This is a genomic window from Legionella beliardensis (genome assembly GCF_900452395.1).
GTDB lineage: Bacteria > Pseudomonadota > Gammaproteobacteria > Legionellales > Legionellaceae > Legionella_C > Legionella_C beliardensis.
This window is the reverse complement of record NZ_UGNV01000001.1, coordinates 1,558,602-1,584,536: the sequence shown is the minus strand read 5'-3', so window position 1 is coordinate 1,584,536 and position 25,935 is coordinate 1,558,602. Positions and strand designations below refer to the sequence as shown.

The following is a 25,935-nucleotide window of genomic DNA, read 5'->3' as shown; positions in this document are numbered from 1 at the left end:
TACTAAGAAACAGCAACTGATTAATCAGCAAATAATAATAAATTTAAGGAGAATCTATGATTAGTAAACATGAAATGAGTAACATTGAAGCACCCCAACCTTTAACAATACCCGAGCATCTAATTTGCCCTATAACCCAATTAATTTTTTTACAGCCAGTCACGGTTTTTCCAACTGGAAGAGTTTATGAAAAAGAAATTATTGTCAGATTATTGCAAGAAGCAGCAAACAAGGGTCAAACTTTACTATGTCCCTTAAATAGAGAACCTATTACAGGGTATGCAAAAGCATACAATATTGCGTCAGCCGTTGAAGATTATTTGAAAGTCAATGCAAATGTGCGCAACCAACAATATCAGAGAGAAAGTAGCGAGCCTGAAACTATTAAAACAGCGAATTCTACTACTAGCTCACATCAGCACGGCAACAATCAACAGGTTGCAAATGATGCCGCTCTAGCAAGAGCAATGCAGGAACGTGAGATGCAGCAACGAGACAGGCAGTCAGCTGCAGCGTTGCGTCAGCAGCGAGAAAGAGAGCAAAGGGCTAGAGAGAGCCAATTAAATGCTACCAGAAACCCGCAAGCTTCCACCGTAAGCCTTACAGAGTTAGAAAAAAAAGAGCGTGATCACTTGCTGGAAGATATTCAAAATCTTATTTATGCATTAGGTTTTGAAACCGGGCCACAACCGCGAGGAAGAATTGATAATTTTTCACTTTTATTTTTTGCTTTGATTGAAAAGGCTATGCTTGAACCACTGCCATGGCAAAAAATAAAAGTCGCGCCAGGCCCTAAACCGCAAGCTATATATAATGTATTGAAGGCAGCTATTGCATCATTAAAGGAAATGAACCCGCAACTATTAGAAAATGCCAAAACGCAGCATAAAGGCGTCTATGATGTGGTAAAAACTGTTTTTGCAGGCGAATTATCACTTAATCAGAATCATTACACATCATTTGCTAAAGCGATGGGAACTATTAATAATCAACCTGGCTACCTCGCAGATCAAATCCTAAAACGTACTAGCGAGATGATTGAATGTGTGCGTTCAAAGCATTTAGAAGTTCCATCTAATCAGGCTTTTAATATGTAAATCAGACTGGATACAGTGGTCAAGCCACGGTATTTCGATAGAGTGAAAAGAAGCCAAAGAGAAAATAGAATACAAAGAAGTCAGAGAGAGAAAAACGAATTACCGCGGCTTGACCGCGGTATCCAGCGATGTGGCACTTAAGTTATAGCAAAACCGACGGTCTGTTGTTAGTAAACGTACCTATTTTTGAAATAAAATCGCTAAAATAGTTAATACACTTATTTGCGCTTTTTTTTCAATAACTCCTAATTTTTGGATAATACGTGAGCGATCTATTGCTCTTAATTGATCGAGTGCTATCTGCCCTTGCTTATCTTTAAATAGCGTCATAACCCTGGTTGGGAAATTCTCTTTAATCGTACTGGTCATGGGTGCAATAATAACCGTTTTTAACCGACTTAAATTCATTGAATCCGGTGATATAATGACTGCAGGACGCGTCTTTTTTATTTCAGAGCCAATCGTTGGATCTAAGTTTACCAAAACAACATCAAACCGTTTTACCATGTCCATTCATCTTTATCAAAGTCATTAACTATATTAATAGCGGTTTTTTCATTACCTGAATCTGCAGCAGCATTAAATTGCTCTAGCCAGTTTTCTTGCTGGTTTTTTATGGGAATTAGGGTCAGCACACCCTTTTCATCTGCTGTAATCTCTAATTCTTCGCCGGGATTTAAATGAGCTTCTTTAAGAATAGCTGATGGTATACGAACACCAATGGAATTTCCCCATTTAGTTAAAGTCACAATAGACATATTTTTCTCAAAAAGTATATACTTAATATAATTATACTTAGTATATACAATAAAGTAAATTTATTAGATTAAGTTTAAACCTTAGGCTTAAGGAGTGTATTTAATATGTTCATAGTAATAGGTTTTAACAACTGACTTCCAAAAGGCTTTAAACTGCCATCGGCTGGATCAATTGTCGCTTGCACTTGTTTATCGGTAAGATTACTTACAAAAATATATTGTTGTTTACCCTGCTCGATAAAACCAACGAACCAACCATCGCGTAATTGACTAGGATGTGCGTATCTTTCGTTACGACCATGTCTGCCTGAACCAGTTTTGCCATAATAATCAGCGCCATTAGCAAGTTTGCCTAAGTACAAATTTTCTTTCGTGTATTTAACAGCATTGGCATTAACTGGTAATTCGTTAGTTAACATAGCCTTTAAAAAATTCAATTGCTCAAAGCCAGATAGTTTAAGGCTACTTGAAAGCCAGGCATGGGTAAGGCCGTTGTGTTTATTTTTATCGCCAGAAAAATCTTGATTACCGTAAGCAAATCCAGCTAAATAATGCTTAATACGCGCCTCACCTAATTGCGGTGTAATTTGTTGTGAAACCCAAAGGACTGAATATTTTAACCAGCTGGCTGGTGTTTGATTACGGTCATGTTCAGGTAGCACCCCTTTATGTCCATCCCACTTAAATTCTGTGTTTTGATTAATCGTGCCTTGGTTAAACGCCATTAATGATAAGGCGATTTTAAAGGTAGAGTCGGGAGCAAGGCGTTGATTGCACCGATTATTGGGATTGTATTCGCTGATGATTTTATGGTCATTTACATTGTATAGAATAAAACAAGCATCATACCCTTTAAATAATTTTGCATAGTCAGCAGTGGTAATCGCCTGCGCAGGCAGAGTTAATGTTAGTGCAGCAAGGCAGAGAGCTAGCTTTTTTTTCGTGACTAAAAATGTGTTCATAAGTTATCCTACCAACCATGTTGGGCGATTATAAAAAAGTTAGAAGCTATTTTATAGGCATTTAAAGAATTATATATTCATAAAGAATGGAAAATAACCAATGAATTGCAGGTTATGAAATTTAAATTAGAAAAAAACTCAGAACACCAACTTGCTGCCTGTCTTAATCTACTGCAAGAAGTATTAGGAAACAGTCTACTAGGCGTATATTTGTATGGCTCTGCTATTGTTGGTGGGTTGCAAAAATACAGTGATATTGATTTATTCGTTGTTGTGAACCGCCCAACTAATACGCAAGAAAAAAAGCAGCTCGTTACGCACTTACTACAAATCTCAGGCATTTATAAAAAAAGTTTAAAGCGCCCTATTGAAATGTCGATTGCTGTTAAATCGGAAATAAATCCTTGGCATTATCCACCCAAATTTGATTTTCAATATGGGGAGTGGCTGCGCGTGCCTTTTGAACAAGGTAATATTGAACCTTGGGCAACCAAAGCGCTTCCTGATTTAGCCTTGCTTATTACGCAAGTTTTACTAGCCAGCCAACCTCTTTTTGGTCCAAGCCCTCAACAGCTACTTAGTCGCGTTCCTTATAAAGATTTTATATTAGCTTCAATTGATTCGATTGAAGAGTTAATGGCAACTATTGCAACAGATACATGCAACGTGTTGTTAACGCTCGCACGAATTTGGAGCACGCTGGCAACAGATGCCATGCGCTCTAAACTTAAAGCAGCCGCCTGGGCAATTAATCACTTGCCTAAAGAACTGCAAATCATGATGGAAAGAGCACAAGCAGTCTGTAGGGGTGAACACGAAGATTCTTGGGATGCTTTAAATCAAGTTGTGCACACTTGCGCTAAAAAAATGATAGAAGAGATTTATAAGCAGATAAGAGTTCGTCAATTATTATCAGAGCATCTTAATCGAATAATTACATATGCTGATGATATATAAAGCTTAACCTTACCAATTAAGGTATTTATGGAAGGTAGGGCTAAATGAAGGCCGCCCAACAAACAATCGTTGGGTTAGGCGGCGTGTTGCTTACCTGGCTTTGTTACTTTGAGCCTGACTTTCAGTGATAGAATCATACAATTCAAGGCCTTTACTAATGGCTACACCACGAGCAAACATGCCAAAAGCAGATAAGGCAATTAAGGGATAAAAGCCTTTTACACCATTGGCCTTATAAATTTTCTTACCCATGTCAGCAATATTAAGTGGCTCTATTGATGTTTTTTGGTTAAGACCAATGACACTCAGAGGATTACTAAGCGTATACCCAAGAATTCCTGCGGCTCCTGCAGCAAGAAAATTATCGCCCATTTTTTCTTTAAATAATTCTAGAGTATTAAAATAAATGCCATATTGAATGCCATCTCGTAAGGCAATGGCATTTACGCCTGACATTAACCGGTTTATGCTCAAGTCTTTAAGCGGTACGTTGGTCATCATTCTTGTTTTTAAGACAGAGATAGGTGTTGTACCATAAACAGTAAACATACCTGCTAAAAATCCAGAATAGTTTTTTGCTGCCTCTTCACTAGAAGTTAAGGTATAGATTACTTTCTCAGTCACATATTTTGTTGGAAAAAGAACAATATTTTTCATACAAGAATTAAAGAGAGCCATTGAATATCCTTTAACAGGATGCTGCCAAGTAGCCCGATAGGCATTTACATAAAGACTATTATTCCAAGACAGTAGAAAATTTTTTGGATTAGGAAAGTGAAAGTAATTTTTTTCTGCAGCAGCTTTAGTCGCATGTGCTAATGGCTTGTCAATGCCAAAGAAAGTAGCTGTTGTACTAATACTACCTACAATAGCGCCTTTCACAACCTGTTCAGTAAATTTTTCGACATTAAATGATTTTGCAGCTGTTAGATCTTGCTTTGTTTTAGACATATTTATTATGATAGCTAATATAACTTAGGCAAAATGATAAATAATAAACCTTAAGTAAATATTAAGTGGACTCTCTTTTTTTACGTAAAAGGATAGGTATGTTTAAAGCACATAAATTAAATAACGATGACAATAAAGCAGAAAAAACTAAGTCAGAAAACTATATTGCTAAGCTGACTCAAGCAGCATTCTTCTTTGACAATAGCATTGTGCCAATTGGTGTAATACCAAAAGATAAAACTAAACCTGTTAAAGAAGAAGCGCATTCTTCTCAACCAACTTGTAAACTTTAAATAGCATGCCCTGCTTTGAGGGCATAGTTATTTATTTTTAATTTCAAATTCTAGCAAAGTCACTAAAGGGCTCCACACGTCAGTCCAATTAAAGTCCCAAGGGTTATCATTACTTTTTCGTTTCCAAAGCTTGCCATTTTCTAATTTAAATAAGGGCGCGGTATTATTTAACTCGCCAATTTGTTGATAAAGAGGCATAAGAGCCATTTCTGGAAACGTGTTCGGGATGGTGCCAAGTTGAAATGCTTTATAAATATCATCGGCAGACAGTTGCATCATTTTAAGGATCATTTCACGATGAAAGGCACTGTTATCACTGTATAAATCCCCATCACCATAAGCTAACCAACTTGTTCCTTCTGAATTAGAAACCCACAGCCCTTGATGGCTGTCTTCATCATGCATTAAATTAGCAATCAGCAAATTCAAAACCGCAGGTAAGCAAATGTTGGCAATAGCGCGCCTTGGGGTACGCATATGGCCAGCAGACAAGGAATCGGTTAAATAATGATTCGCAAAAGCATTTTGTGCGTAAGCTAATTGTAATGTTTCATCGGCTTGTTGCAGCTTATTATCCAGGAATAGTTGGTGTGCAGTTAAAGCCGTTTGCAATGCCCTTTTGTGGCCTACCTGATAAGCGACCAACGAATCGGGTACAAAATGATCAAAATTAGCTTGGGCTAATAAAATGTATTGGCCAAACGGAATATAATCACTAATAAAACTTCCGCCACCTGTTAAGCGATTGAGCTTTTTTGACATGGCACTTGAGTTTTCTCGATAAAAATCCCAGTCACTGCGGCCTTGCTTTCTCGCCTGTTGTAGTTGGATATCTATTTCATCAAAAAAAATTTTTAACTTGTTAACTTGTTCTGCGGTTTCTTTGATAGGAGACGAGGCTAGTGCATTAAATTGCGCATCAAAGCAATCACTAGGGGAGGATAAAGGACAGCTTGATACAGGGTATTTAGGATTGCCGAATAAATCGCCTGCGAGCATGACAATTTCACCATAAGTCAATTGCAGGTGATTAGGAAGCGTTAATTTGGTATGAGGATTTTGTAATCCTTTTAAAGCAATGAAATCGCCTAATTCGCGGTGCTCTAGATTACCAAAACCAAATCCCCCCTCTTTAAGCAGTGTTTCTAAATTTTCCTCTAAAAAACGTTGATTTACTTCTCCGTGAGTACTAACACAAAAAAATAAGAGTGATGTCATCAACAAGCAGCGTTGGATAGCCTTTATCATGATTTTTCCCTAATAGTTTCATTGAGCGCAGCTTAAATCGTATAAGCCGCTAATTTATCCTTAAATTTATATAATAGAAAGAATAAGTTACGATAAACTCATTTATTAATTGCCAATGTTTAGTGTAGCAGGAAATACTGAAATGTTTATTTTAGAGTCAAATAGAGCTTTATTTAAGTTGCATGCCTCCTTTTAAGTCATCACCGGTCTTCGGCGGCATGGTGGGTGGGATTTTCTGAAAAAGACCTAACTTATCTAGTTTGGCAATATAATTATCTCTAATGGATTTACCATGGGATAGCTGCGCAATGCTTTCTAATTCTTGCGTCTTAGGAAATTTGCCTTTATCTTGTACAGAATAGGTTGAAACGAATTTAGCTGCTTGCCTAGCCACGACTCCTTCCATGGCTGTGGCCATGCCCACATGACTGTCAAACGCTTCACCTTCGTATCTTTTACCTATAAACGGAGTAAGACCTTTTTGTGCAGGCGGAACCTGCATTTCTTTGACTGCTTCTACATGTAACATTTTAATATAATCTTTAGTAGCAGAGGCCATCATAATATCTTCCCGAAGCTTTGGGTAGGTTGCCCATACACCGCCCCCTAAGGAACAAGAAATAGCCAGAGCCTCATCATTGCCCATTCGGCTGATTAAGTTCTCTGATACTTCGTTGGTACCTAAATGCTGCCTAATAATGGCTTTAGTCTCTGCAGATAGAGATTTAACATCAGGTTTAACCATATATAATTCATTGGGATTTTTGGGATGTTTATCAAAATAACCCATCCATGGAAACCAGGTTTGGTCACTTTTGCTATTGTTACCCGATGATTTATAAAAAGGATAAACAACGCTAGAATTACCCTGAACCGCGGTGAGATCCCGGGCAGGATTTTCATAAATAGTAATATCTGCTTGGCTACTTAGACGGTACATACGCCCTCCATGGCAAATCCTATATCTAAATTATAGACGATTTTTTAAGGCTAATTTTATTGCGCCAAATGGCTAAAATTAATCTCTTAAATCAAATTATTTAGCGCTTGAATTTTTTCAAATTTTCTTGTTCATTATTAAGCGATTAATTATTTTGTTAATTATTACTTAATAATTCCTTAATTTTTCTCCTGTATAAGTAGATAAATTCTAATAAGTATTCTTAAAATAATGCGAAATAGAGGTGAGGTTAGAAAAGATATTGCTAATTTAATTCAGAATGAAAGAATTAAGATTTTTAATAACACTATCACAATTCTCAAAAAAAAATTTCTAAATGAATCACCTAGTGATGCCAATTTATCTCTCGAAAATTTATTCGAAAACTTGTGTTTAAGTTATAAAAATTCGAGCGAAACAGCGCTATTATTAAGTACGCTGCAAGGCCTTGACAATCTTAACGATAAAATTAATTTTTTTGCCAGATTTGTTTCTGAAAAATCGAAATTACCTTCAGAAAATTTAATTATAAATAGCGAAAAATTTCTAGCAATATTAAACAATGATAATGACTTAAATTCCTTCATTGCTAACCCACAAGCCTATCTTGATAGTCACCGTACTACCTCAGCTTATAATCAGCAAATTCTGCAATCTGTAATTAATGATCCTAAATTCAATAGTTTGCCTTCAGTACATCGGGTGGTAGCCCCAAATACGTTTATATACACCCCTCTTACTAAGGCTATGTATCAATTGCATCTGCCAGATTACGCCTCAACAGATGCAGCACGATTTCCGCAATGTATCAATGAAGATGCAAAAGAAAGTATTTTAGAGAAAGCTAAAAAAGACTACTATGGCCCGCCGGTGATTGGTACAGGAGCCCTACCTAACTATAATCGCAAAGCCATAGAACAAACGGCAAAACACGTTAAAAAATTAAAGATGGGTGAGTGTCACAGTTTTGCCCAGCTTGCTGCCGATCACTTTTTAAACCTTATTGATAGCGGGCAGTTGCCACCTATGCACATAAAAATGGTAAGCCATAATCATGATTTAGGTTCACATACTTTTCTGTTAATTGATCATAATTCAGATGATTTAAATGAGTTAGCAAATTGCTTAATTGTTGATCCCTGGGCTGTTGCCATGGGGCATGTATCAACCTATGGTATTTATACCAAAGATAATTACCCTTTTTCTGGTATGTTAACCCAACTCACCTGTTGCTATGACAATCAAGTACCTGAGGCTAAGCAAAATCTATCTGAACATAAGGCCTGCAAACCCGGAAGTGGCTATGCGATAACCCCAAGTAATTTTTTCACAAGACTAACAACCAGCCCCAAAGAAATAGTCTTATCTAGAGAGCAAAAAGCGGCCATTGATTTTTTAAATACGCTTGCACAACACACAGGCAATTCCGTTAAAAGAGACTTAATGAAAGAATTGGTTGGCGCGGTAAAAACTAAAGAAATCGCTGCAAAAAAAGGGGTAACATTAGGAACATTAGCATTTTACGCCAGAGCTATTGAAAAAGATGCAGATAAATACCTGTGGAAAAACTTAAATGCCATGGATGATTCACTTTTAAGTCTATTTAACCAAGAACCTATCCATAATTTATGGCTGCAATTGGCTAAAAAAAATAATCTAGCAATTCCGCCTAGCCAACAAATTGATGTACCAGCTTTAATAGAAATAGTGCGCTTTTTAAACACCAATGAGGATCATACATTTAGCTTGCCTGCTAAACATACAAACAACGTGGTACCAAAATGTACCTAGCGAGGTAACTGGGTTAAGTGCGGCCTAATGACTGTGCGTTTAGCCTGAAAATTAATTAAAAACTAGCTCATTTAATAATTTCTTAATAATTTTTCTTTACAATTGAAGGTATAAATCTTTACTGCTAAGTCTAAGCAAGAAAAGTAATCTTAAGGGAAATGAGATAGATATTGAGGTTAAAAATCATGCCCATTGTTAATAGATTACAAGCAGAGCAGGCTTGGGCTAATTTTAAAAGAATTTCTTACTCGCCAAAACGCGAGCGCTATGTAGCTAAACTATCAGAAATAGAGGCGCAAGATTATATTAATTTTGTCGCCAATCGCTTAGCTGGTTCTATAAAATTTGAATCCCCGGACAGTGCTGCATATGCCATCCAATCTTTTTGGCACAATCAACGTACTTCAGATAAGAAAATATGGGTAAATCCTAGGGGAAATCACAGCCAGCAATTTATTTATTTTTTAAATGGCCAGTTTGTTAAAAAATCCTTAAACAAGGCGCAGGTTTTAGCATTAGAAATAGCCCTACAGGCGGCAGACTGGGATGCTGCTATTTTTTCTCATCGCGATTTACCTCATATTGCCCTAGCGTTGTTTGCAGCCGATAAAATTTCCCATCAGCAAATGTGTACTACTTTAGAAAGACATTACGTTTTTAAAGATTTTAAACCTAGAAAAACCTATAGGATTTTAGATTCAGAAGGCAATTTTACTGAAGCTGCGAAAACAATTTTACTTCCTGCAGTAACTGCGCCAAAACAATTGCCTTTAAGTGATGAGCAGCTTGAATCTTTCCGATTGCTAGTCTTGACTCTAGAGCCATCTGAACAAATTTTTTATACCACAGAAACCGGCCATTTGACTTTCGATACTTATGATAAATCCTTAGGACATGATTTGCTCAATTTAGGGTCTTTGTATGTTCATAAATACGAAGAAAGAAGCTCAGAAGAAGATAATGAAGCCATGCTCGTTGATAAAAAAGAGTTAGTCTGTTTATCGACCGGGGCATTTGATGCGTTAGGTATTGCGCGTTTTGAACAATATTATGTAAGACCTATTTCGCGCCTAGGCGTGTTATCGGTTGATGATATTATGCAAGGGGTAAGGTTTTTTACCCGTTCAGCTGCCATGGCATTTCCAGGAACCCCCAATTACGAGAATATTCATAAGTTTAAAAACGTCACCCTTAAAGAAGCACTTGACCATGACCGGTTTCATAGCTTACTCATGTCAAAAACACCAAAATGCTTAATACAAGCATTATGGCACATCAGTGATAACTTAAAACAACAAACACAGCTAAACATAAATAAAGAAATCTGGCACTGGCATGATGCAGAGTTTACTTATGCTTATGATTCTGAAGACCTTCATAATGCATTAACCTTGGCCTATGGTACTAATTCTGATGAGGATGAGCCAGATGAAGATACGGAAAAGGGAGCTAAAATTAATTCAGGCTATGTTGAGGACGAGTTGGCTGAAGATGAGGAAAAGGAAGCTAAAAATAATTCAAACTACATGAAAGAGCTTGGTAAACCGATAAGCTATTTATATTTATCGAGTTTAGAGCATTTATCAATCGAAGATAATACCGATTTATTTTGTAGAATGCTAAGTATCGGTAAGGATTTGCCTACCAATGGGGGTTTTTTATTCTTAATCAATAAGGGCTTGACCACAGCGGGCATTTTAACCTTTATTAATTTAGTTAAAGCGCCTGATGTTTGGCTTAATTTCAACATTGATCCGCAATTTTTCATTGCCGGGAAATCAACATTACTAGCACCTTTTAAAGAAAGTTATGAGATGATTAAGGGAATTTTTAGCTATATTGAACAGGATAAGCCGGAAGTACAAGTTCTTAAATGCATGATTTACATTAATTTGCTAGAGCAACAAGCAACTGAACATTTTCCCATACTATGTCATTATATTAATAACCATCCAGACCTAACGGAGCTATTGCAATTTAAAAAGTTAACCTCTCAAGCAAGCTGGGCTAACCAATTTCCTGAGCTTTTACCAAAGACTTATAATAGTGAGTTAATTAAGTTATCTGACATCGTTAATTTAACGGTATTAACGTTTAATAATGACAGCTTGGTTACGCCTGTTGCGCTTAATAAATGGATTAGCTCGATTTTAGAAGACTGTATAAGCCATAGCTCGTTGACTGTATGATAAACTTAAGGGCAACGCTTAAATGGTTGCCCCATTAACTCTTAGTAGGCTAGATAAATTAATAACGCTTTCTGTACGTGCAGCCGATTTTCACTTTGCAAAAAAATAATTGAACACGGGCTATCAGGCAAAGTCATTGAGACTTCTTTACCGCGCTCCATAGGCATGCAATGCATAAAAACAGCGTCAGCATGGGCCTTAGCCATCAGTGCTTCATTCACTTGAAACCCGGTAAAATCACCCTTTTCCGTGTGCTCAAAACCCATACTAACCCATACATCGGTATAGACAGCATGCGCATTGTGCACGGCTTCCTCAGGGGTAGCAAAGCGATTAATTTGCCCCGGAAATTGCTCTTTACTGTTAGATAAAATGGCGTTATCCGGCTCATGCCCTGCAGGGCAGCAATAATTAATGGTTAAGCCCACTTGAGGCGCTATGAGCAACAGGCTATTTAAAATATTATTACCATCACCGACATAAGCAAGCGTTAAACCCTTCAACGAGCCAAAGCATTCTTGTAAGGACAGTAAGTCGGCGAGAATTTGGCAAGGATGATGTAAGGCTGACAAGCCATTAATAAGTGGTATAGTGGCATGCTTACTCATTTCTTGTAAATGCTCATCATCATGCGTTCGTACCATGACAAAATCACAATACCCATTTAAAACGCGGATTAAGTCACTAGGTGTTTCAGATTTTCTAGTGCTATTAACACTTTCTATCGCAATGCCCCCTAGACTTTCTATTGCTAAATTAAAACTTAAGCGCGTTCTAAAGGAGAGTTTATCAAAAACCATTGCAAGCGTTTTGTTTTTAAGTTTATCTTGATAATGGCTAGGATTTTTTTTAAGCAGGCTCGCCAAGTGCAGTATGTCTGCGATAGCACTCGCAGTTAATTCTTGCCCTGTGATGACATGTTTTGTTTTAGCCGGCTTTGGCAGGGGCTCTTGCTGTATCTGATGGGATAATTCATGCGCGGCCGATGTAAAAGAATCAGGGCTAATCTCCTTAAGCAAGTCCGTTAAAGAACATTGTTTTTCCAATGCCGCTGCCACCCATAACCCAACCTGGTGATGGGCATCTCGAAAAGGCATGCCTTGCTTAACTAGTGTTTCTAACACAGTTGTTGCATCAAGATAACCACTTTCTGCTGCTTTCGCCATATGCTCAGTATTAAAGGTCACACTTTCTAAAAAAGGCACTAAAATAGTAAGGCACGCGGTTAAGGTGCGGGTGGTGTCAAACAAGCCTTCTTTATCTTCTTGCATGTCTTTGTTATAAGCTAATGGTAACCCTTTCATGACCGTTAAAATACTCATTAAGCTGCCAAAGACCCGACCTGATTTACCGCGGATGAGTTCTAAAATATCAGGATTTTTTTTGTTAGGCATCAGAGATGAACCGGTTGCAAATTCATCATCTAAAATAAGAAAATTAAATTCACTGGTGGCCCAAATAATTAAATCCTCACAAAGTCTCGATAAATGCACCATAGTAATAGCCGCAGCACTACAAAACTCCATAATGAAATCTCGGTCACTGACAGCATCTAGGGTATTGGTTATTACCCCTTTAAACCCGAGCTCTTCTGCTACTTTTTGCCTATCGAGGGGCAGGAGGCTACCTGCCAAGGCACCGGCACCCAGCGGTGAAAAATTCATTCGTTCTTGTAAATCACTAAAACGACTTAAATCCCTTAAAAACATTTGTTGGTAAGCATCCAAATACCTTGACAAATAAATAGGTTGTGCTTGTTGCAAATGCGTATAGCCTGGCATTTTATCCTGAGTGTGCTTAGAGCTTAAGGCCTTTAAACGATTAATTAACTGTTGCAAACAAGCACTCACATCCCCAATGGCATCTCTGGTATATAAGCGCAGATCAAGGGCAACTTGGTCATTGCGACTGCGGCCTGTGTGTAGTTTTTTTCCTATATCCCCTATTTTTTGAATTAAAAGGTGTTCAATGAACATGTGAATGTCTTCAAACTCTTCGTCTAATACATGTTGCCCTGCTTGTAATTCAAGTTTAATGGCGTCGAGGGCATCACAAATAAGTTTGGCTTCCTGAGCAGGAATAATACCTTGCGCACCGAGCATGTTTGCATGGGCTTTACTGCCTAAAATATCATAAGGGTAAAGAGCCTTATCAAACGCTAAAGAGGCATTAAAGGCAGTAGCTAAAGGATGGAGTGCTTTTTTAAAGCGGCCTCCCCAGGGTTTATTCGTCATGATTGCCTCCGTGCACTAAGCCGTAAACTTTGGCAGATAATGAAAACAAATTAATAAACCCTTGTGCATCTTGCTGGTTATAAACATGATCTTCCTCAAACGTGGCTAGCGCTGCTTGATGCAAACTAAACGGGGACGTGACACCAGCAGGCATGATGTTACCCTTAAATAATTTAAGGCTAACCGTTCCGCTAACATGTTGTTGGGTAACATTAAATAAAGCATCTAATGCTTCTCTTGCCTGTGAAAACCATCGACCTTCATAGACTAAGTTTGCATAAGTGGATTGCAGTGATTGTTTAAGATGTAAGGTTGCTTTATCAAGACATAAACTCTCTAGTATTTTATGGGCTTTATAAAGAACTGCTGCCGCAGGCGCTTCATAAACACCGCGAATTTTCATACCAACCAGTCGATTCTCAATAATATCGGCCACCCCAATACCATGATTACCCGCTATTTCATTAAGCAAGGTTAATAACTCGGTAGGTGGCAATGGCTGCTCATTGATAGCCACAGGCAAACCTTGCATGAATTCAATACTAATTTTTTCGGGTTGATTAGGCGTTTGTGCCAGCGAATTAGTCATTAATAGCACGTCATCTGGGCAGTCTTGTGCTGGATCTTCTAATACACCACCTTCATGTGAAATATACCAAATATTATGATCACGAGAGTAAGGCGCTTTGGGAGTGACTGACAGCTCGATACCGTGTTGTTTTGCATAATCGATGGCTTGTTGCCGTGATTTAATTTCCCAGGTGCGCCAAGGTGCAATCACTTTAAGGTGCGGTGCTAAAGCATTAATTGTGTATTCAAAGCGCACTTGATCATTGCCTTTACCCGTTGCACCGTGTGCAATGGCTTGAGCTTTTTCTTGTTTGGCAATTTCCACTAATTTTTGGGCAATCAGTGGTCGTGAAATGGTCCCTAAAATATACTGGTCCTCATACAAAGCACCTGCCTTGACTAGCGGCCATAAATACTCTGTCACAAAGGTGTCTTGTACGTCTAAAACGAACGCTTTAGCAGCCCCACTTTTAAGGGCTTTGTGATAAATAGCAGTCAAATCTTCTTGTTGGCCTAAATTACAAATCACTGCAATAATTTCAACATGTTTATAGTGCTGCTTAAGCCAGGGGATCATCACTGATGTATCTAAACCACCTGAATAAGCTAAAACAATTTTTTTAATCTCAGAATTCATCATTTTCTCCTAAACGCATTTCTTTAATGTTGGCTGGCAGGTAGTCCTTACACACAAAGTCCCTCGCTTTTTTTCATGCAAAATCGCCTCAGTTAAAATTCGCTGTTGTTTGCCATTTAAAATCCTAATTTGCCGAAGACCTTGCTCTAGTGAATTTAAGATAGCTTGGACTTTAACTAGCATGCCGTCTGTGACAATGGACTGTGCAATTAAGTGTTTTAAATCCTCTTCGGCAAGTTCGGAAAATAATTGCCCCTGACTGTCATAAACACCGTCTTGATCCGTTAGATAAATAAGTTGGTCAACGGCTAAGGCATGCGCAAGATGACACGCCGCCATATCGCCATTGACATTAACGGCCTGTCCTTCTTTATCAACCCCTAATGTCGCAATAACTGGCAGTAAATTATTGGCTAATAACTGTTTAATATGCGTGGCGTTGACTGTTTTTATATCACCCACAAAACCGTATTGGCTAGCTAAGTAATCACAAAGTAGCAGTTGATTTTCAGCGCCTGATAAACCGCTCGCCTTGATGCCCACGTGATTTAATTTTCTAATTAATAATTGATTAACTTGCCCGCAAAGCACCATTTCAATGATGTTTATTGCCGCTTTAGAAGTCACTCTGAGCCCCTGAATAAAGGTTGATTCAATGCCATAGACCTTAAGTGCTTCATTGATAGCTTTGCTGCCACCGTGAACTAAAACAATCTGATAACCGTGGGCTAAAATTTCCTTAAAATCTAGACATAATGCGGTGATTGCTGCTGCATCTTGTAAGATTGAGCCACCCACTTTAATCAGAATTAGTTTATGATTTGCTTGATTAAATTTGAGAAAAGTCATGATAGATACTCGGCATTAATTTTGATGTATTTCTCAGTCAAATCACACCCCCAAGCGCGGGCTTTGCCCGTGCCTTGAAAAAAGGTGACGTTGATGATTACTTCATCTTTTGTTAATAGTTGTTTAAGTGTGCTTAGCTCTAACTCTGCAAGCGGTGCGCCTGCCGAAAATAGGGTGACGCCTTGAATAGAAATGTTACAGCGATTAAGCATAGATTCCGAAATGGCTTCATTGCTAATGCGAGCAATAATTCGACCCCAATTAGGAGATTCGCCATAGATAGCTGTTTTAATTAAGGAGCTAGTGATAATGGATTTCGCAATTGTTTGCGCTTGCAACTCACTTTCAGCGCCAGTTACGTTTGCCTCGATAAGCTTAGTCGCGCCCTCGCCATCACGAGCAATGCTTTTTGCAAGCGTGACTGCGACTTCTAGGAGTGATTCATAAAAAAGTGTGCAATCATCGGTGTTAGCTAACGTGACCTTACTGCACCCATTGGCCATTAAAAACACACAATCATTAGTTGATGTTTCACCATCAACACTGATCATGTTGAAGCTTTTATCACAAATTTCTTTAAGCCATTTTTGTGCTTCAGGAATGTCTAATTGCACATCCGTTAATAAATAACCTAACATGGTTGCCATATTTGGATGAATCATACCTGAGCCTTTACAAATGCCGGTAATTCGTACCCTTCCTAACGACAGGTCGACATCTTTATAAACCGCTTTGGGCACGAGATCGGTGGTTAAAATGGCGGTTGCAAAATTTTCTGCAATGTCCGTTGTTTTTGTTACTAAGGTAGGAATAGCGTGAGTAATTTTTTCAATAGATAATGATTTGCCAATGACTCCTGTTGAGGCTGTAAGCACCTGGTTAGTGTAACAATCTAATGTTTTGGCCAGGGTATCGGCCATTAAAAAATTATTATTAATGCCTTCGCTACCGGTTGCGGCATTTGCCTCCCCACTATTGGTAATAATGGCTTTAATGTCATTAGACGGTAAGCATTGTTCGCAATAGTGAACTGGTGCTGCTTTAAATTGGTTTTGCGTAAAAACGCCAACAGTCACGGCAGGTGATTCAGAAATAATAACGCCTAAGTCAGGGCGATATAATCTTACTCCGCAATTTATACCCCCAGCTTTAAACCCCAGCGGTAACTTTGTTCTAAAAATGCCTGAACCAAGTATCATAATGCCCCCTTAAATGACAATAAGCCGGTGTGCAGTGGTAACTTATAAAACGCATTCACGTTTTCTATCGCCTGACTTGCTGCACCTTTTAATAGGTTGTCAATCGTAGAAAAAAGCGTAATCTGCCCTTCTTTAACGAAATACCCAATATGACAATAGGGTGTGTTGATGACGTGTTTTAACGCTAAAATGAACGGATTGCCTGCCTTGCCAACCTCTTGGTAGCGCACTAAAGGATAAGCTTGATACGCTTGTTTAAATGCAGTTTCGATGGCAAAAGACAGGCTATCATCTGAACAGGAAGATTTGGCTTGGGCATAAATAGTCATGGCCAGTCCTCGAGTAAGAGGTAGCATGGACGTGGTTAATCTAACATTGACTTCCCTGTGGCTTAAGTCAGATAGCGCCTTGTTAATTTCAGGCGTATGTTGATGCTTGCCAATTTTATAAGGAAAAAAATTGTTTGCGAGTTCACAAAACATTAAATCAGGGTTAATTTGTTTGCCACTGCCTGATACGCCCGATTTAGCATCAATAATTATTTGATTTAATTGCAGCAAGTCTGCTTTAAGCAAAGGCAATAAAGTCATCAGTGCGCAGGCTGCATAGCACCCTGGGTTGGCAATTAAGGTGTATTGAGCCTGAGAAGTAACCCAAGGTGATAAGCCGTAACAAGCGTATTTGATGAGTTCAGGAGCGGTATGCGCCATAGCATACCATGAAGTAAATTGCGCTTGCGGTAAGCGAAAGGCACCACTTAAATCAATAATGATGCTCCCTTGGTAAATAACTTGGGTAGTCAGTTCCATAGAGGCCTCAGCAGGCGTTGCTAAAAAAATGATATCCAATTGCGAGGCATGATTTTTTAATTTGTCAGGGGAGTAAATGGATATTTCTTGCCCTGCTAAAGCAGGTATTTGTTGGTAGAGCTCTTCTTTTGCTTGCCGACTATAACCGGCAACTAATTGTAAATAAGGATGATTAGTTACCAGCCGGGTAAGCTCCTGGCCAATGTAACCTTGAATACCAACGATAGCTACTTTATACTGTTTATTCATGAATAAATATCCAAAATATGACTTTAATATTGATTAAATATTCAATATTTTTGAATATTAACTCAAAAATTTAACTATAACAAGTCAATAATGACAATTTATTCAATTTTATGGCATAATATTGCATTAATAACCACTTTATGTGAATAAAATATTTATCTAAAGGATCTAACCTATGTCGGGCACACTCCCTAAGAAAGAAGAAAGTGAACAAAGTTTAATGGATGACTTAAGGCAATTATTATTAGATGGTAACGTCACCAAACAAGAAGAAATCTGCGCTGAGCTCCAAGCTAAAGGCCATCATGTTAATCAATCTAAAGTGTCGCGCTTAATTCATAAGTTAAATGCGATTAAATCTAAAAATGAATTAGGGCAAATTGTCTATCGTCTAGCTCGAGAACCGGCTCCACCGACCACATCTAGTCAACTATCCAGCTTAATTATTGAAGTCATTGCTAATGAGACTATCATTATTGTAAATACCAGCCCGGGCGCTGCTCAACTGGTGGCGCGGGTGTTAGATTATCATAAAGATAAGATTGAAATTTTAGGGACCATTGCCGGCGATGACTCTATTTTTATTGCACCCAAATCGGTAAAAACGATACAGTACACCTACAGTGAAATAAAAAAATTATTATTTAATTAATTTTGTATAAATATAATTTATGAAACGAGAGTTCTTATGCAACTTATCGAATTATTTTTACCCGTTTATGATAATAACAATAAAAAAATTCCTGCTGATTTATTCAAACAAACCTATGATGAATTAATCGATGAATTTGGGGGATTAACTGCTTATACACGCGCGCCCATGCAAGGATTTTGGCAAAAAGAAAATGACAAGGTAGTGAAAGATGAATTGATTATTTATGAAGTTATGGATGATCATTTTTCTTCTAAGTGGTGGCACAATTATCGCACTTGCTTAGAGACAAGATTTAAACAGGAGCGATTAATTATTCGTACTCATGCCATTAAATTACTATAAGTTTTTATGATATCTGTACTATAGTAATTAGTATTAGCTCACTAAGTGAAAAAGAAAAATAATGAGCCAAAAACACTTAGTCCTACCCGCCAATAAGCTATTTTTTATTTTCCCATTACTTATTTTAAGCTTTGCGCCACCTATATCTTATGCTTTGCCACTCACAACCGTGCCGGTTAAAGTCACAGTTACCAATAACAATTGGGTACAAACAATTACCCTTTGTAATAATTCATCTTGGACAGTGCCCTTAAGCAATCTTAATTTTAGCTTTCATTATGCTGTGGCTATGCCCACCAATATTTGGGGAAATCCCTGGCTAAATTGGCAGGTATCTAGTCAAACTAATAACACGGTGACCTTAAAAGGTGGCAGTCCTTATGTGCCTGTTTTACAACCTGATCCTACGTGTGCCAAACCCATCACCATTCAATTTAATGCAGCCCCTACATTGCCGCAACCCCAAGGGCCATTTATATTGCAAGCCGAGGGCGCGCGCTCGACTAATCCTGCTAATTTAGAAGATGATATTAAGCGAGTACAAATTCGCATAGGGCCACCTAAGACAACATTAGGTCCTGTCCCTGATAAAGTGGATGCGTTATTTAATTCAATCAAGCTTGAAAATGGAAATTATTTATGCACCACTGCCAATGCAACCACGTATGCAATGACTGGCACAAAGCCTTTGTGTACTGGCTCACAATTAACCCCTATTCTTAAACCCGTTAACAATGATTATGCCAATTGTGGGCTTTGGGTAAACGATCTTAACCGCGATCCTAGTGATGCGTCGCATTTATATGCCTTTGTGCATGCAGAACAGGATTGTAATTACAATCAAGGCACAACGCATAAATCTATGGCGGTTGCGCAATCGTTTGATGCGGGAAAAACTTGGACGTTAGAAGGACAAATTATTGCCGGTTCAGAACTGCCTACCCCTGGAAAAACAACTGGTGAGGGTGACTGCTCAACGGTTGCTGATGATAATTATTATTATATTTATTGTTATCGCAATACAGACTACAAAACAATTGTGGCCAGAGCGCCCCGAAGCCTTCCTCCTTTAAGTGGCACCTGGCAAAAATACTTTAATGGTAGCTGGTCTTCTCCAGGGTTAGGGGGCAATGCCACGAGCATCAATGCCTATGGCGCAGCCTCACGCTGGCTTGAAAAAGATTATATTATGTTAACTAGCATTCCTTCAGGAAACAGCGGTGTTGTCACTTATTTCTCTGCTGACCGCATTAATTTTATTACTCTTCCTGATCCATTATTAATGAGTGATAATTCCACGTGGCATAGGACACCTGATGCTACAGAACTAATTGCTTATGTTGCGGTAGTTAGCTCTTTAGGGGAGCGCCAGTGGGAAAAGGGTCATTTTACACTAACGCACATGTATTTAGAGCCTGGTGCAGATTATGGTAGCCGCTATTTAGTTAATCGCGATGTGATCTTAACCTTAAGCACGACAAAAAATGAAGCAGGTGAAAAGCCACAAGTAGGCGTTGAATTAAGCCGGTGGCTACATAACAATAAACCAGAAATAATTAGTACCACAGCGCCCGTCATAGGCCCATTTACCTATAATAAAAAATTAGGCTATATGATGACCCGGCAATTAACAGGCACGAATGCTCCTGCGACCGTAAAAATAGAAGAATGCATTGGTTATTGGTCAAATTATGTCGACCATGTCGTCACGCCGGATGGCGTCTGTGCTCCTGGGGGTTATAAAAGGCTACGTACCTTAGGTTGGCTGTACCAAGATGAGCAACCTAATACGACAGCATTGTATCGCTGCTGGAGCCCTAAAACCTATGGCTCCCACTTTGTCTCACTTGATCCAAACTGTGAGGGCGAAACGTTTGAGTATCGGTTAGGGTATATTTTGACAAATTAAAACTGTTAAATTGTTGGGCTGCACTTCGTTTTAGCCCAACCTACCTTGCTTTTAGAAGTAGCCAAGCAAAGCTATCAAATAAGCTGATTTAATAATACCTTAAGTCAAAGTAGTATATAATAAATATACTTTGTCTAATATTTATTTAATATGTTTGATTTCCGATTAAAAATTGACACTAGGGGACGCGAGAATAAAACGAATAAACTTCGCCAATTATTACCAACAGCTAATTTTTTTACAGGCTCCACCTCATGCAGTTTATTATATTTAGCTGCATTACGTAGCGACCCTGATGACAGGTTATTATTTCCAACTATGGAATTGCTTTCTGCGGGTCTCGCAGTATATAGCGGCGAATTAGGTAACGTATTTGCAAAAAATTCCATTAACAAAATTGCCATATCTGGATGCGACATCCAGCGTGCTGAAAATGCCTTAATCTGGTCTAAAAGCATGGCAGAAAATCGTTGGATAGCAGAAAGTGCCCAGAAGAAATTAATTAAACTAAAACATCAAATTGATTATTATGCCGAACAAGAAAGCATTGGTAGACAGATTCCTAAGAAATTACAAGATGAAATCCACATCTACAAACGACAAGCAAAAAATATTGAACTGCAGCTTAATAATTATGACCATGTTAATAAGCAATTAATTGATGAGCCCTTCCCTATTGTTTATGCCTGCCAAATAAAAGATGGTAGAGCGAAATATCGGGGTAGTGATGTTTCAGGTGAAATGACTGTTGTAGGTGGTTGTACTTATGATGAAGTAGATGCGATATTTGTTCCCACTGATAAGATTGCCTTAGTTCAATCATTATTACCTAAGGGTCAAGATAAAGTAAGAGATATAGCTATCTTAGAAACGACTCTAGGTTTTAGATCAGAGCCAGAAATATCGCCTAGCTCATTCATGTAAACTTGAAATGGAGTACTTGTACTCCATTTAGCGCTTAAATAAATGGCAAACTGTTAAAAGCACGTTCTGCTTTAAAGTGTTCTGGCACAAGTTTTGAGGGAACAGTCACTGTTTTATCAGCTATATTAAATGAGCAACTACCATCACTACTTAGTTCAAATTTATATTTTTCACTTAAATTTTCAAACGTTTTATTCCAAGGAATAAGTTTTTTTTCAGCAATAAAACTGCTACTTTTAAGATAAAATTCTGTCGTATTGCCCTTATCTACCTTTAAGTTATCCTTATCAAATAAAATAATTTTTTTCTCAGAGGCATTGGCAATAATGCCTGTGTATTTTTCTACACAAAGAATTTTAACTTCTAAGCTTAAATGAATTGTTAATTGCAGGGCTAAAAGAGGCGATTTTTCAGCATTTCTTGCTGGAGTATTTTTTTGAAACACCACAACTTCGCTTGCTTTGTCTTTAATAAGTTCAATAAATTTTTTCATATCGGCACTATAGTATGGGACATTAGCATGAAATAGCGCATACTCGCCATTGTTTAACTCAGCAAAAACGGCCACACAAGGTGCAAAATGCCGTGAAACTAATAACTTTCCCGTATTTGAATCACCCATAGCAATGTCATCCTTTGGATTAACCGTACCGCTTACTTCTTTTGCAACATTAAATCGGCTTACATTTTTTCTCTTAAAAAAGCTTTCTTTTTTACTAAACATATAATCTCCTCAGTAAGTCCGAAAAATTGCTTGAAATTTAGATACCTAAAAGCTGTTCATAAATCCTATTTAAGATGAAGATCATCGTATTTTCTTTAGGCGCCCCATCTTATGAATTTAACAATGCTAATTGCACTATTAACATAGATACTACTTGCCCTTTAGGAAAACTAAGTTCACTTGCTCATATATTATAATGTATATTTAGACGATTGGGTCATTTTATAATATTATTGATTATTTAATAATCACTTAATAATTATTTAGTATGATGTGTTTACTATAAATCTATTAGAGAGATCGTTGTGCAAAGTAAGTTAGAAAAACCTCAAGGAATGAAAAGTTATCAATGTTTGGATTTTTTAAAGGAACAAGGTATTAAGTATAACTATACGCCCTTTGATCAAGGTGCCTTGATAGAAGTATTAGATCCTACTTGGTATGGTGCATGTAATGCCTTAGCCAGTGAATGGATGCTAAATAAAATATGCAGCGATGATATTCAAACGCCTACCATCCATAAAATAACCGATTCTAGTGTGCCTTATTTTGTCGCCTTTGGTGATAATAGAACTGCCGATAAAGAGGTGCGTAGCATTTTAAGTAAGCATTATCAGACTGCTGATATATCACAAGCTGCAATAGATGGCGGTAATTATTCCTCTGAGCCAAATGAGCATACTTTCGCTGCAAATATTGATAATCTGTTAAATTATATGGCACGCCATAAGTGCCATTATGGCCTTATTTGTTCAGGAGTTTGCATATTTGATCAAAATAAGGGGGATTTACCTGACAACTTTGGGCATGCCGTTTCTTTCGCTAAAAGAGGCATTGAAATAGCGTGGTTTGACCCAAATTATGGTGAAATAACCTTTTCTAATTTTAATGATTTTAGAATATGGTTTAAAAGAGAAGCACAGGAAGGTGTCTTAGGTTTTATTTTTAATAACTTTCAAAGTCAAAGGAAATATCAAAACCTTGCTGAAGTTTTTCCTCAGCCTCAATTTACAACAGCTCAACAAGAAAATCATAGCCCTTTCGTCAAGCAAATTATAAAAAGAAGAACTAACGCCGAAATGACACGTTCCAATGTAAAGAAGTTTATACTTACAGATTATACTGTGCAAAGCTTTCACAGTGAAACACATATAAAATTAGCAAAACCTGTTGAGAATATTACAAAAGAAACCCAAGCCAAGGCTCAAATTGATTTAATCAAACGTTCAATGCTAATTAAAAAAGGGATATTTGGTGTGAAATCATCATCTGCCAATTTAAGAAATCAATTATTATGGGATTTAATTAGAAAGGCTGAAAATAATGAAATTAAATACACAGATGCGCTCAAAAAAATAGATATGATAACTAAACTTAAAATTGATAAGGATACCTACGTCCCTAAGCACAATGGTCCAGTATTTGAAATAAAATATTGAGTGCCGTAAATCATGAGTAGAGCGTTATTTGGTAATATTTAACGCTCTAATTCAGGGAAAAATTAGCCCTCTATCTTTAATTTAGATATCCCCTTAAACCCCTTGCCGCACTCTCACGAAGCGCTTCTAAATCCTCAGGAAGTTCATACTGCACCGGTTCTGATTTTATAAATTTATTATGAAAAAAGCTTAAATTTGTTTTCACAAATTCATAAGCATGGGTTGTTGCACTTTTTGCGCTCACATAAAGGTTTGCGGGATTTGCTAATTGTTTAGGACCATTGCTAATGATGGCATATAAAATTGAGTGAGCGTTGAAACACATATTTTTGCTAAATAAATGCTGCAGGCTATCTTGTGCGCGATCAATCAGCAAAATTTTCAAAACTCCCCAAAAAGCAGAAGATGAAAAACCATTATTAACTACATCAATAGCAACTGAAACGGCGTTAGTTACAAGGAGTAAACCCGTTAGATACCTTACTAGCTGATTAGCCACAGCATTTTGTAGTGCTGTTTTATAGCGGCTATCTTCAAGTTTAGAAATGAGGATGTAGGAATGAATTAGAAAGAGTAAGTCATGTTCTTCTACAAGCGCATTATTCATTAATTTATTAACAGTTTTGCAATACCTTGCAAGACTACCCCGACGTAGAATAACATCCTCAGGCCCAATTCTTGGCGAAGGATGACGCAAAAAATTTATTTTGTAATCACTAATTAAATGACGCGTGTTTGCTACAGACCTATCCATCACCGCTACTAGATCCTGAATATTTATATTAGGCTGATTATTAATTAATCTATTGCCAAAATACCTTACTTGCCAATTAAACCTATTTTCTGCATCAATCTTAGCAAGAAGATCATTATCCTCAATCAGTGTATTCTTATCATTTTCTGCCAAAAGCTTACTAATAACAGCAGAAGAAGTTTCCGATAATTTAAGGGCATAATAATCACCTTTGCGTCTAGTGAATGGGCATTCAAAGAGTTGTTTTAAGGTTTTTTCATCGCCGATATAATAATATTTATCGCTTATCTGTTTATCTTGTTTGGGAACCTTGATTAAAAAAGCCTGTTCTTTAGAAAGTGGCTCAAGCGAGATTGGGCATGTGTTAGTATATGGCATGGTTTATTGTCCTTTTTTCTTATCTTAAAATGGCCCTATCTTAACATAGCTCCTTTCTAATCTTGCTTGATAATTTAACTTCCTGGTTATAATTTTTTGATTAATTTAAATCCTGCTTATGCCGCAAAAATGTCCTGGCTAAGGGATTTAAGTAGTTTAAATTGAGTTATTTATAATGTCTGAAGAACAGTGTCTTTTAGGGAATTTACTTAATATAATGCCCACAAAATCTATTACCTTAACCATGAGAAAGAAGGATTATGAAATTATCTGAAGATGGGAAAATACTGCTAGAAGTAGAGAATAAAGACATTAAACCAGATGGTTCTTTTGATTTTCCTGACAGTGTCACTGCCATTGCTGATATGGCATTTGAAGACTGCACGAGTTTAAAAACAATTAACCCGCCTGTAAGGATTACCTCTATTGGCGGCTTCGCATTTCGCAATTGTATTAATTTACAATGCGTTACGCTTTCTGAAGGCATAACTCAGATTGAGACGGCTACATTCGTTAATTGTACTAGCTTAGAAACGCTTATACTGGCTAATTCTGTAACAGCTATTAAAGAAGGGGCATGTCATAATTGTACTCGTTTAAAATCCCTCATTCTGCCAGAGCAACTCACTGAAATTGATAAATATGCTTTTGATACTTGTCAAAGTTTAGAAGCAGTATTTATTTCTCCAGCCATTAAAGTGATTGATTATTGTGCTTTTTATGATTGTTCAAAGTCAATAAAGATTTTTACTCACAATGACCCTGCAGCTATAGCGCATGTTAAATCCTTGCTGCCTTATTTTTTAATGTCTAAGGTTATTTCGATAGCTGAAGCAGATGAGAACTTCCGTACCCATTGTAAGCAGTTAACTGGCAAAGCGCCTATTTTACAAACTAATTCACCGCATCTCTTTTTTAATGGGAATGCAAGCAACTCAGCTCAAGTTAATCAAGAGGTTAAAACGCCAGAAAGCACGTTTGATGAGCGCCCCAATCATGGTGTATTTCCTTAACGCATTCTTTAGTATAGGTTGGACTAAGACCTGACCTATGCTTGCTGAATAACCCTGACGCTGC

24 protein-coding genes and 1 pseudogene are annotated in these 25,935 nt (G+C 37.6%); 11 read left to right on the top strand and 14 right to left on the bottom strand.

Annotation, left to right across the window (positions count from 1 at the left end; all coding sequences use genetic code 11):
* The first annotated feature begins 56 nt into the window (after positions 1-56).
* Entirely contained in the window at positions 57-1,097 is a 1,041-nt protein-coding gene (locus DYE47_RS06955; RefSeq protein WP_115302577.1) for a U-box domain-containing protein, read from the top strand.
* 180 nt (positions 1,098-1,277) lie between these two features.
* On the opposite strand, the gene DYE47_RS06950 is transcribed toward DYE47_RS06955, so the two are convergent.
* The 3 genes from DYE47_RS06950 to DYE47_RS06940 form a co-directional block, all read right to left on the bottom strand.
* Complete coding sequence (locus tag DYE47_RS06950; protein WP_242604164.1) at positions 1,278-1,604, bottom strand: type II toxin-antitoxin system PemK/MazF family toxin; 327 nt, start codon at positions 1,602-1,604, stop codon at positions 1,278-1,280.
* Entirely contained in the window at positions 1,598-1,855 is a 258-nt protein-coding gene (locus DYE47_RS06945; protein WP_115302575.1) for an AbrB/MazE/SpoVT family DNA-binding domain-containing protein, read from the bottom strand. Before DYE47_RS06945 ends, DYE47_RS06950 begins: the two co-directional genes overlap by 7 nt.
* Before the next feature lie 74 nt (positions 1,856-1,929).
* The gene (locus DYE47_RS06940; RefSeq protein ID WP_115302574.1) at positions 1,930-2,817 is read right to left on the bottom strand and encodes a penicillin-binding transpeptidase domain-containing protein; all 888 of its coding nucleotides are present in this window, start codon (positions 2,815-2,817) and stop codon (positions 1,930-1,932) included.
* A gap of 114 nt (positions 2,818-2,931) precedes the next feature.
* Between DYE47_RS06940 and DYE47_RS06935 the strand changes: the two genes are divergently transcribed.
* Entirely contained in the window at positions 2,932-3,774 is an 843-nt protein-coding gene (locus tag DYE47_RS06935; protein ID WP_115302573.1) for an aminoglycoside adenylyltransferase family protein, read from the top strand.
* A 90-nt stretch (positions 3,775-3,864) separates the two neighbouring features.
* Here the strand turns inward: DYE47_RS06935 and DYE47_RS06930 are convergent, their stop codons facing one another.
* Entirely contained in the window at positions 3,865-4,725 is an 861-nt protein-coding gene (locus tag DYE47_RS06930) for an MC/SLC25 family protein (protein WP_115302572.1), read from the bottom strand.
* A 98-nt stretch (positions 4,726-4,823) separates the two neighbouring features.
* Here DYE47_RS06930 and DYE47_RS06925 point away from each other — a divergent pair, with 98 nt between their 5' ends.
* Complete coding sequence (locus tag DYE47_RS06925) at positions 4,824-5,018, top strand: hypothetical protein (protein ID WP_115302571.1); 195 nt, start codon at positions 4,824-4,826, stop codon at positions 5,016-5,018.
* Positions 5,019-5,045: 27 nt separating this feature from the next.
* Here the strand turns inward: DYE47_RS06925 and DYE47_RS06920 are convergent, their stop codons facing one another.
* Positions 5,046-6,266 (bottom strand): phospholipase, encoded by a 1,221-nt coding sequence (locus DYE47_RS06920; RefSeq protein WP_115302570.1) that lies wholly within the window; start codon positions 6,264-6,266, stop codon positions 5,046-5,048.
* Between the two features lie 169 nt (positions 6,267-6,435).
* Positions 6,436-7,206, bottom strand: coding sequence for a hypothetical protein (locus DYE47_RS06915; protein ID WP_115302569.1), 771 nt, complete (start codon positions 7,204-7,206; stop codon positions 6,436-6,438).
* 231 nt (positions 7,207-7,437) lie between these two features.
* Here DYE47_RS06915 and DYE47_RS06910 point away from each other — a divergent pair, with 231 nt between their 5' ends.
* Positions 7,438-8,997 carry a hypothetical protein gene (locus DYE47_RS06910; RefSeq protein ID WP_115302568.1) on the top strand — a complete coding sequence of 520 codons (1,560 nt, stop codon included), beginning with the start codon at positions 7,438-7,440 and terminating at the stop codon, positions 8,995-8,997.
* Between the two features lie 185 nt (positions 8,998-9,182).
* The gene (locus DYE47_RS06905; protein ID WP_115302567.1) at positions 9,183-11,186 is read left to right on the top strand and encodes a hypothetical protein; all 2,004 of its coding nucleotides are present in this window, start codon (positions 9,183-9,185) and stop codon (positions 11,184-11,186) included.
* Between the two features lie 41 nt (positions 11,187-11,227).
* Here the strand turns inward: DYE47_RS06905 and argF are convergent, their stop codons facing one another.
* The 6 genes and pseudogenes from argF to argC form a co-directional block, all read right to left on the bottom strand.
* Positions 11,228-12,130, bottom strand: coding sequence for an ornithine carbamoyltransferase (gene argF / locus DYE47_RS16545; RefSeq protein WP_342352893.1), 903 nt, complete (start codon positions 12,128-12,130; stop codon positions 11,228-11,230).
* 21 nt (positions 12,131-12,151) lie between these two features.
* Positions 12,152-13,420, bottom strand: a pseudogene (argH, locus tag DYE47_RS16540) (argininosuccinate lyase); the annotation flags it as partial.
* Entirely contained in the window at positions 13,410-14,627 is a 1,218-nt protein-coding gene (locus DYE47_RS06895; protein WP_115302566.1) for an argininosuccinate synthase, read from the bottom strand. The pseudogene argH and the gene DYE47_RS06895, both read right to left, overlap by 11 nt.
* Before the next feature lie 9 nt (positions 14,628-14,636).
* Positions 14,637-15,476, bottom strand: a complete 840-nt coding sequence (gene argB / locus DYE47_RS06890) for an acetylglutamate kinase (RefSeq protein ID WP_115302565.1) — start codon at positions 15,474-15,476, stop codon at positions 14,637-14,639.
* Positions 15,473-16,675: a bifunctional glutamate N-acetyltransferase/amino-acid acetyltransferase ArgJ gene (argJ, locus tag DYE47_RS06885; protein ID WP_115302564.1), complete on the bottom strand. Its 1,203-nt coding sequence runs from the start codon at positions 16,673-16,675 to the stop codon at positions 15,473-15,475. The genes argB and argJ overlap by 4 nt, the downstream gene beginning before the upstream one ends.
* Positions 16,672-17,733 (bottom strand): N-acetyl-gamma-glutamyl-phosphate reductase, encoded by a 1,062-nt coding sequence (gene argC / locus DYE47_RS06880; protein WP_115302563.1) that lies wholly within the window; start codon positions 17,731-17,733, stop codon positions 16,672-16,674. Before argC ends, argJ begins: the two co-directional genes overlap by 4 nt.
* Positions 17,734-17,908: 175 nt before the next feature.
* Here argC and DYE47_RS06875 point away from each other — a divergent pair, with 175 nt between their 5' ends.
* From DYE47_RS06875 to DYE47_RS06860, 4 genes are all read left to right on the top strand, one after another.
* A complete protein-coding gene (locus tag DYE47_RS06875) occupies positions 17,909-18,385 on the top strand; it encodes an arginine repressor (protein WP_115302562.1) in 477 nt (158 codons plus the stop codon).
* Between the two features lie 36 nt (positions 18,386-18,421).
* Complete coding sequence (locus DYE47_RS06870) at positions 18,422-18,730, top strand: hypothetical protein (RefSeq protein ID WP_115302561.1); 309 nt, start codon at positions 18,422-18,424, stop codon at positions 18,728-18,730.
* Between the two features lie 61 nt (positions 18,731-18,791).
* Positions 18,792-20,639 (top strand): hypothetical protein, encoded by a 1,848-nt coding sequence (locus tag DYE47_RS06865; protein WP_115302560.1) that lies wholly within the window; start codon positions 18,792-18,794, stop codon positions 20,637-20,639.
* Positions 20,640-20,789: 150 nt separating this feature from the next.
* Complete coding sequence (locus DYE47_RS06860) at positions 20,790-21,563, top strand: hypothetical protein (protein WP_115302559.1); 774 nt, start codon at positions 20,790-20,792, stop codon at positions 21,561-21,563.
* A gap of 34 nt (positions 21,564-21,597) precedes the next feature.
* Here the strand turns inward: DYE47_RS06860 and DYE47_RS06855 are convergent, their stop codons facing one another.
* Complete coding sequence (locus DYE47_RS06855) at positions 21,598-22,287, bottom strand: hypothetical protein (protein ID WP_115302558.1); 690 nt, start codon at positions 22,285-22,287, stop codon at positions 21,598-21,600.
* A 413-nt stretch (positions 22,288-22,700) separates the two neighbouring features.
* Here DYE47_RS06855 and DYE47_RS06850 point away from each other — a divergent pair, with 413 nt between their 5' ends.
* Positions 22,701-23,726 (top strand): YopT-type cysteine protease domain-containing protein, encoded by a 1,026-nt coding sequence (locus tag DYE47_RS06850; protein WP_160149864.1) that lies wholly within the window; start codon positions 22,701-22,703, stop codon positions 23,724-23,726.
* A gap of 76 nt (positions 23,727-23,802) precedes the next feature.
* Here the strand turns inward: DYE47_RS06850 and DYE47_RS06845 are convergent, their stop codons facing one another.
* Positions 23,803-24,858, bottom strand: a complete 1,056-nt coding sequence (locus tag DYE47_RS06845) for a hypothetical protein (protein WP_115302556.1) — start codon at positions 24,856-24,858, stop codon at positions 23,803-23,805.
* Positions 24,859-25,118: 260 nt separating this feature from the next.
* Between DYE47_RS06845 and DYE47_RS06840 the strand changes: the two genes are divergently transcribed.
* A complete protein-coding gene (locus DYE47_RS06840; protein WP_115302555.1) occupies positions 25,119-25,871 on the top strand; it encodes a leucine-rich repeat domain-containing protein in 753 nt (250 codons plus the stop codon).
* The last annotated feature ends 64 nt before the right edge of the window (positions 25,872-25,935 follow it).

Excerpts from the sequence above, each read along its gene's own strand:
- DYE47_RS06955 (WP_115302577.1), top strand. The coding sequence starts at position 57 with ATGATTAGTAAACATGAAATGAGTAACATTGAAGCACCCCAACCTTTA.
- DYE47_RS06865 (WP_115302560.1), top strand. The coding sequence starts at position 18,792 with ATGAGCCAAAAACACTTAGTCCTACCCGCCAATAAGCTATTTTTTATT.
- DYE47_RS06845 (WP_115302556.1), bottom strand. The coding sequence starts at position 24,858 with ATGCCATATACTAACACATGCCCAATCTCGCTTGAGCCACTTTCTAAA.
- DYE47_RS06935 (WP_115302573.1), top strand. The coding sequence starts at position 2,932 with ATGAAATTTAAATTAGAAAAAAACTCAGAACACCAACTTGCTGCCTGT.
- argJ (WP_115302564.1), bottom strand. The coding sequence starts at position 16,675 with ATGATACTTGGTTCAGGCATTTTTAGAACAAAGTTACCGCTGGGGTTT.
- DYE47_RS06945 (WP_115302575.1), bottom strand. The coding sequence starts at position 1,855 with ATGTCTATTGTGACTTTAACTAAATGGGGAAATTCCATTGGTGTTCGT.
- DYE47_RS06840 (WP_115302555.1), top strand. The coding sequence starts at position 25,119 with ATGAAATTATCTGAAGATGGGAAAATACTGCTAGAAGTAGAGAATAAA.
- DYE47_RS06915 (WP_115302569.1), bottom strand. The coding sequence starts at position 7,206 with ATGTACCGTCTAAGTAGCCAAGCAGATATTACTATTTATGAAAATCCT.
- DYE47_RS06930 (WP_115302572.1), bottom strand. The coding sequence starts at position 4,725 with ATGTCTAAAACAAAGCAAGATCTAACAGCTGCAAAATCATTTAATGTC.
- DYE47_RS06855 (WP_115302558.1), bottom strand. The coding sequence starts at position 22,287 with ATGTTTAGTAAAAAAGAAAGCTTTTTTAAGAGAAAAAATGTAAGCCGA.
- DYE47_RS06860 (WP_115302559.1), top strand. The coding sequence starts at position 20,790 with ATGTTTGATTTCCGATTAAAAATTGACACTAGGGGACGCGAGAATAAA.
- DYE47_RS06920 (WP_115302570.1), bottom strand. The coding sequence starts at position 6,266 with ATGATAAAGGCTATCCAACGCTGCTTGTTGATGACATCACTCTTATTT.
- DYE47_RS06875 (WP_115302562.1), top strand. The coding sequence starts at position 17,909 with ATGTCGGGCACACTCCCTAAGAAAGAAGAAAGTGAACAAAGTTTAATG.
- DYE47_RS06905 (WP_115302567.1), top strand. The coding sequence starts at position 9,183 with ATGCCCATTGTTAATAGATTACAAGCAGAGCAGGCTTGGGCTAATTTT.
- DYE47_RS06940 (WP_115302574.1), bottom strand. The coding sequence starts at position 2,817 with ATGAACACATTTTTAGTCACGAAAAAAAAGCTAGCTCTCTGCCTTGCT.
- argC (WP_115302563.1), bottom strand. The coding sequence starts at position 17,733 with ATGAATAAACAGTATAAAGTAGCTATCGTTGGTATTCAAGGTTACATT.
- DYE47_RS06950 (WP_242604164.1), bottom strand. The coding sequence starts at position 1,604 with ATGGTAAAACGGTTTGATGTTGTTTTGGTAAACTTAGATCCAACGATT.
- DYE47_RS06910 (WP_115302568.1), top strand. The coding sequence starts at position 7,438 with ATGCGAAATAGAGGTGAGGTTAGAAAAGATATTGCTAATTTAATTCAG.
- argB (WP_115302565.1), bottom strand. The coding sequence starts at position 15,476 with ATGACTTTTCTCAAATTTAATCAAGCAAATCATAAACTAATTCTGATT.
- DYE47_RS06870 (WP_115302561.1), top strand. The coding sequence starts at position 18,422 with ATGCAACTTATCGAATTATTTTTACCCGTTTATGATAATAACAATAAA.
- DYE47_RS06925 (WP_115302571.1), top strand. The coding sequence starts at position 4,824 with ATGTTTAAAGCACATAAATTAAATAACGATGACAATAAAGCAGAAAAA.
- DYE47_RS06895 (WP_115302566.1), bottom strand. The coding sequence starts at position 14,627 with ATGAATTCTGAGATTAAAAAAATTGTTTTAGCTTATTCAGGTGGTTTA.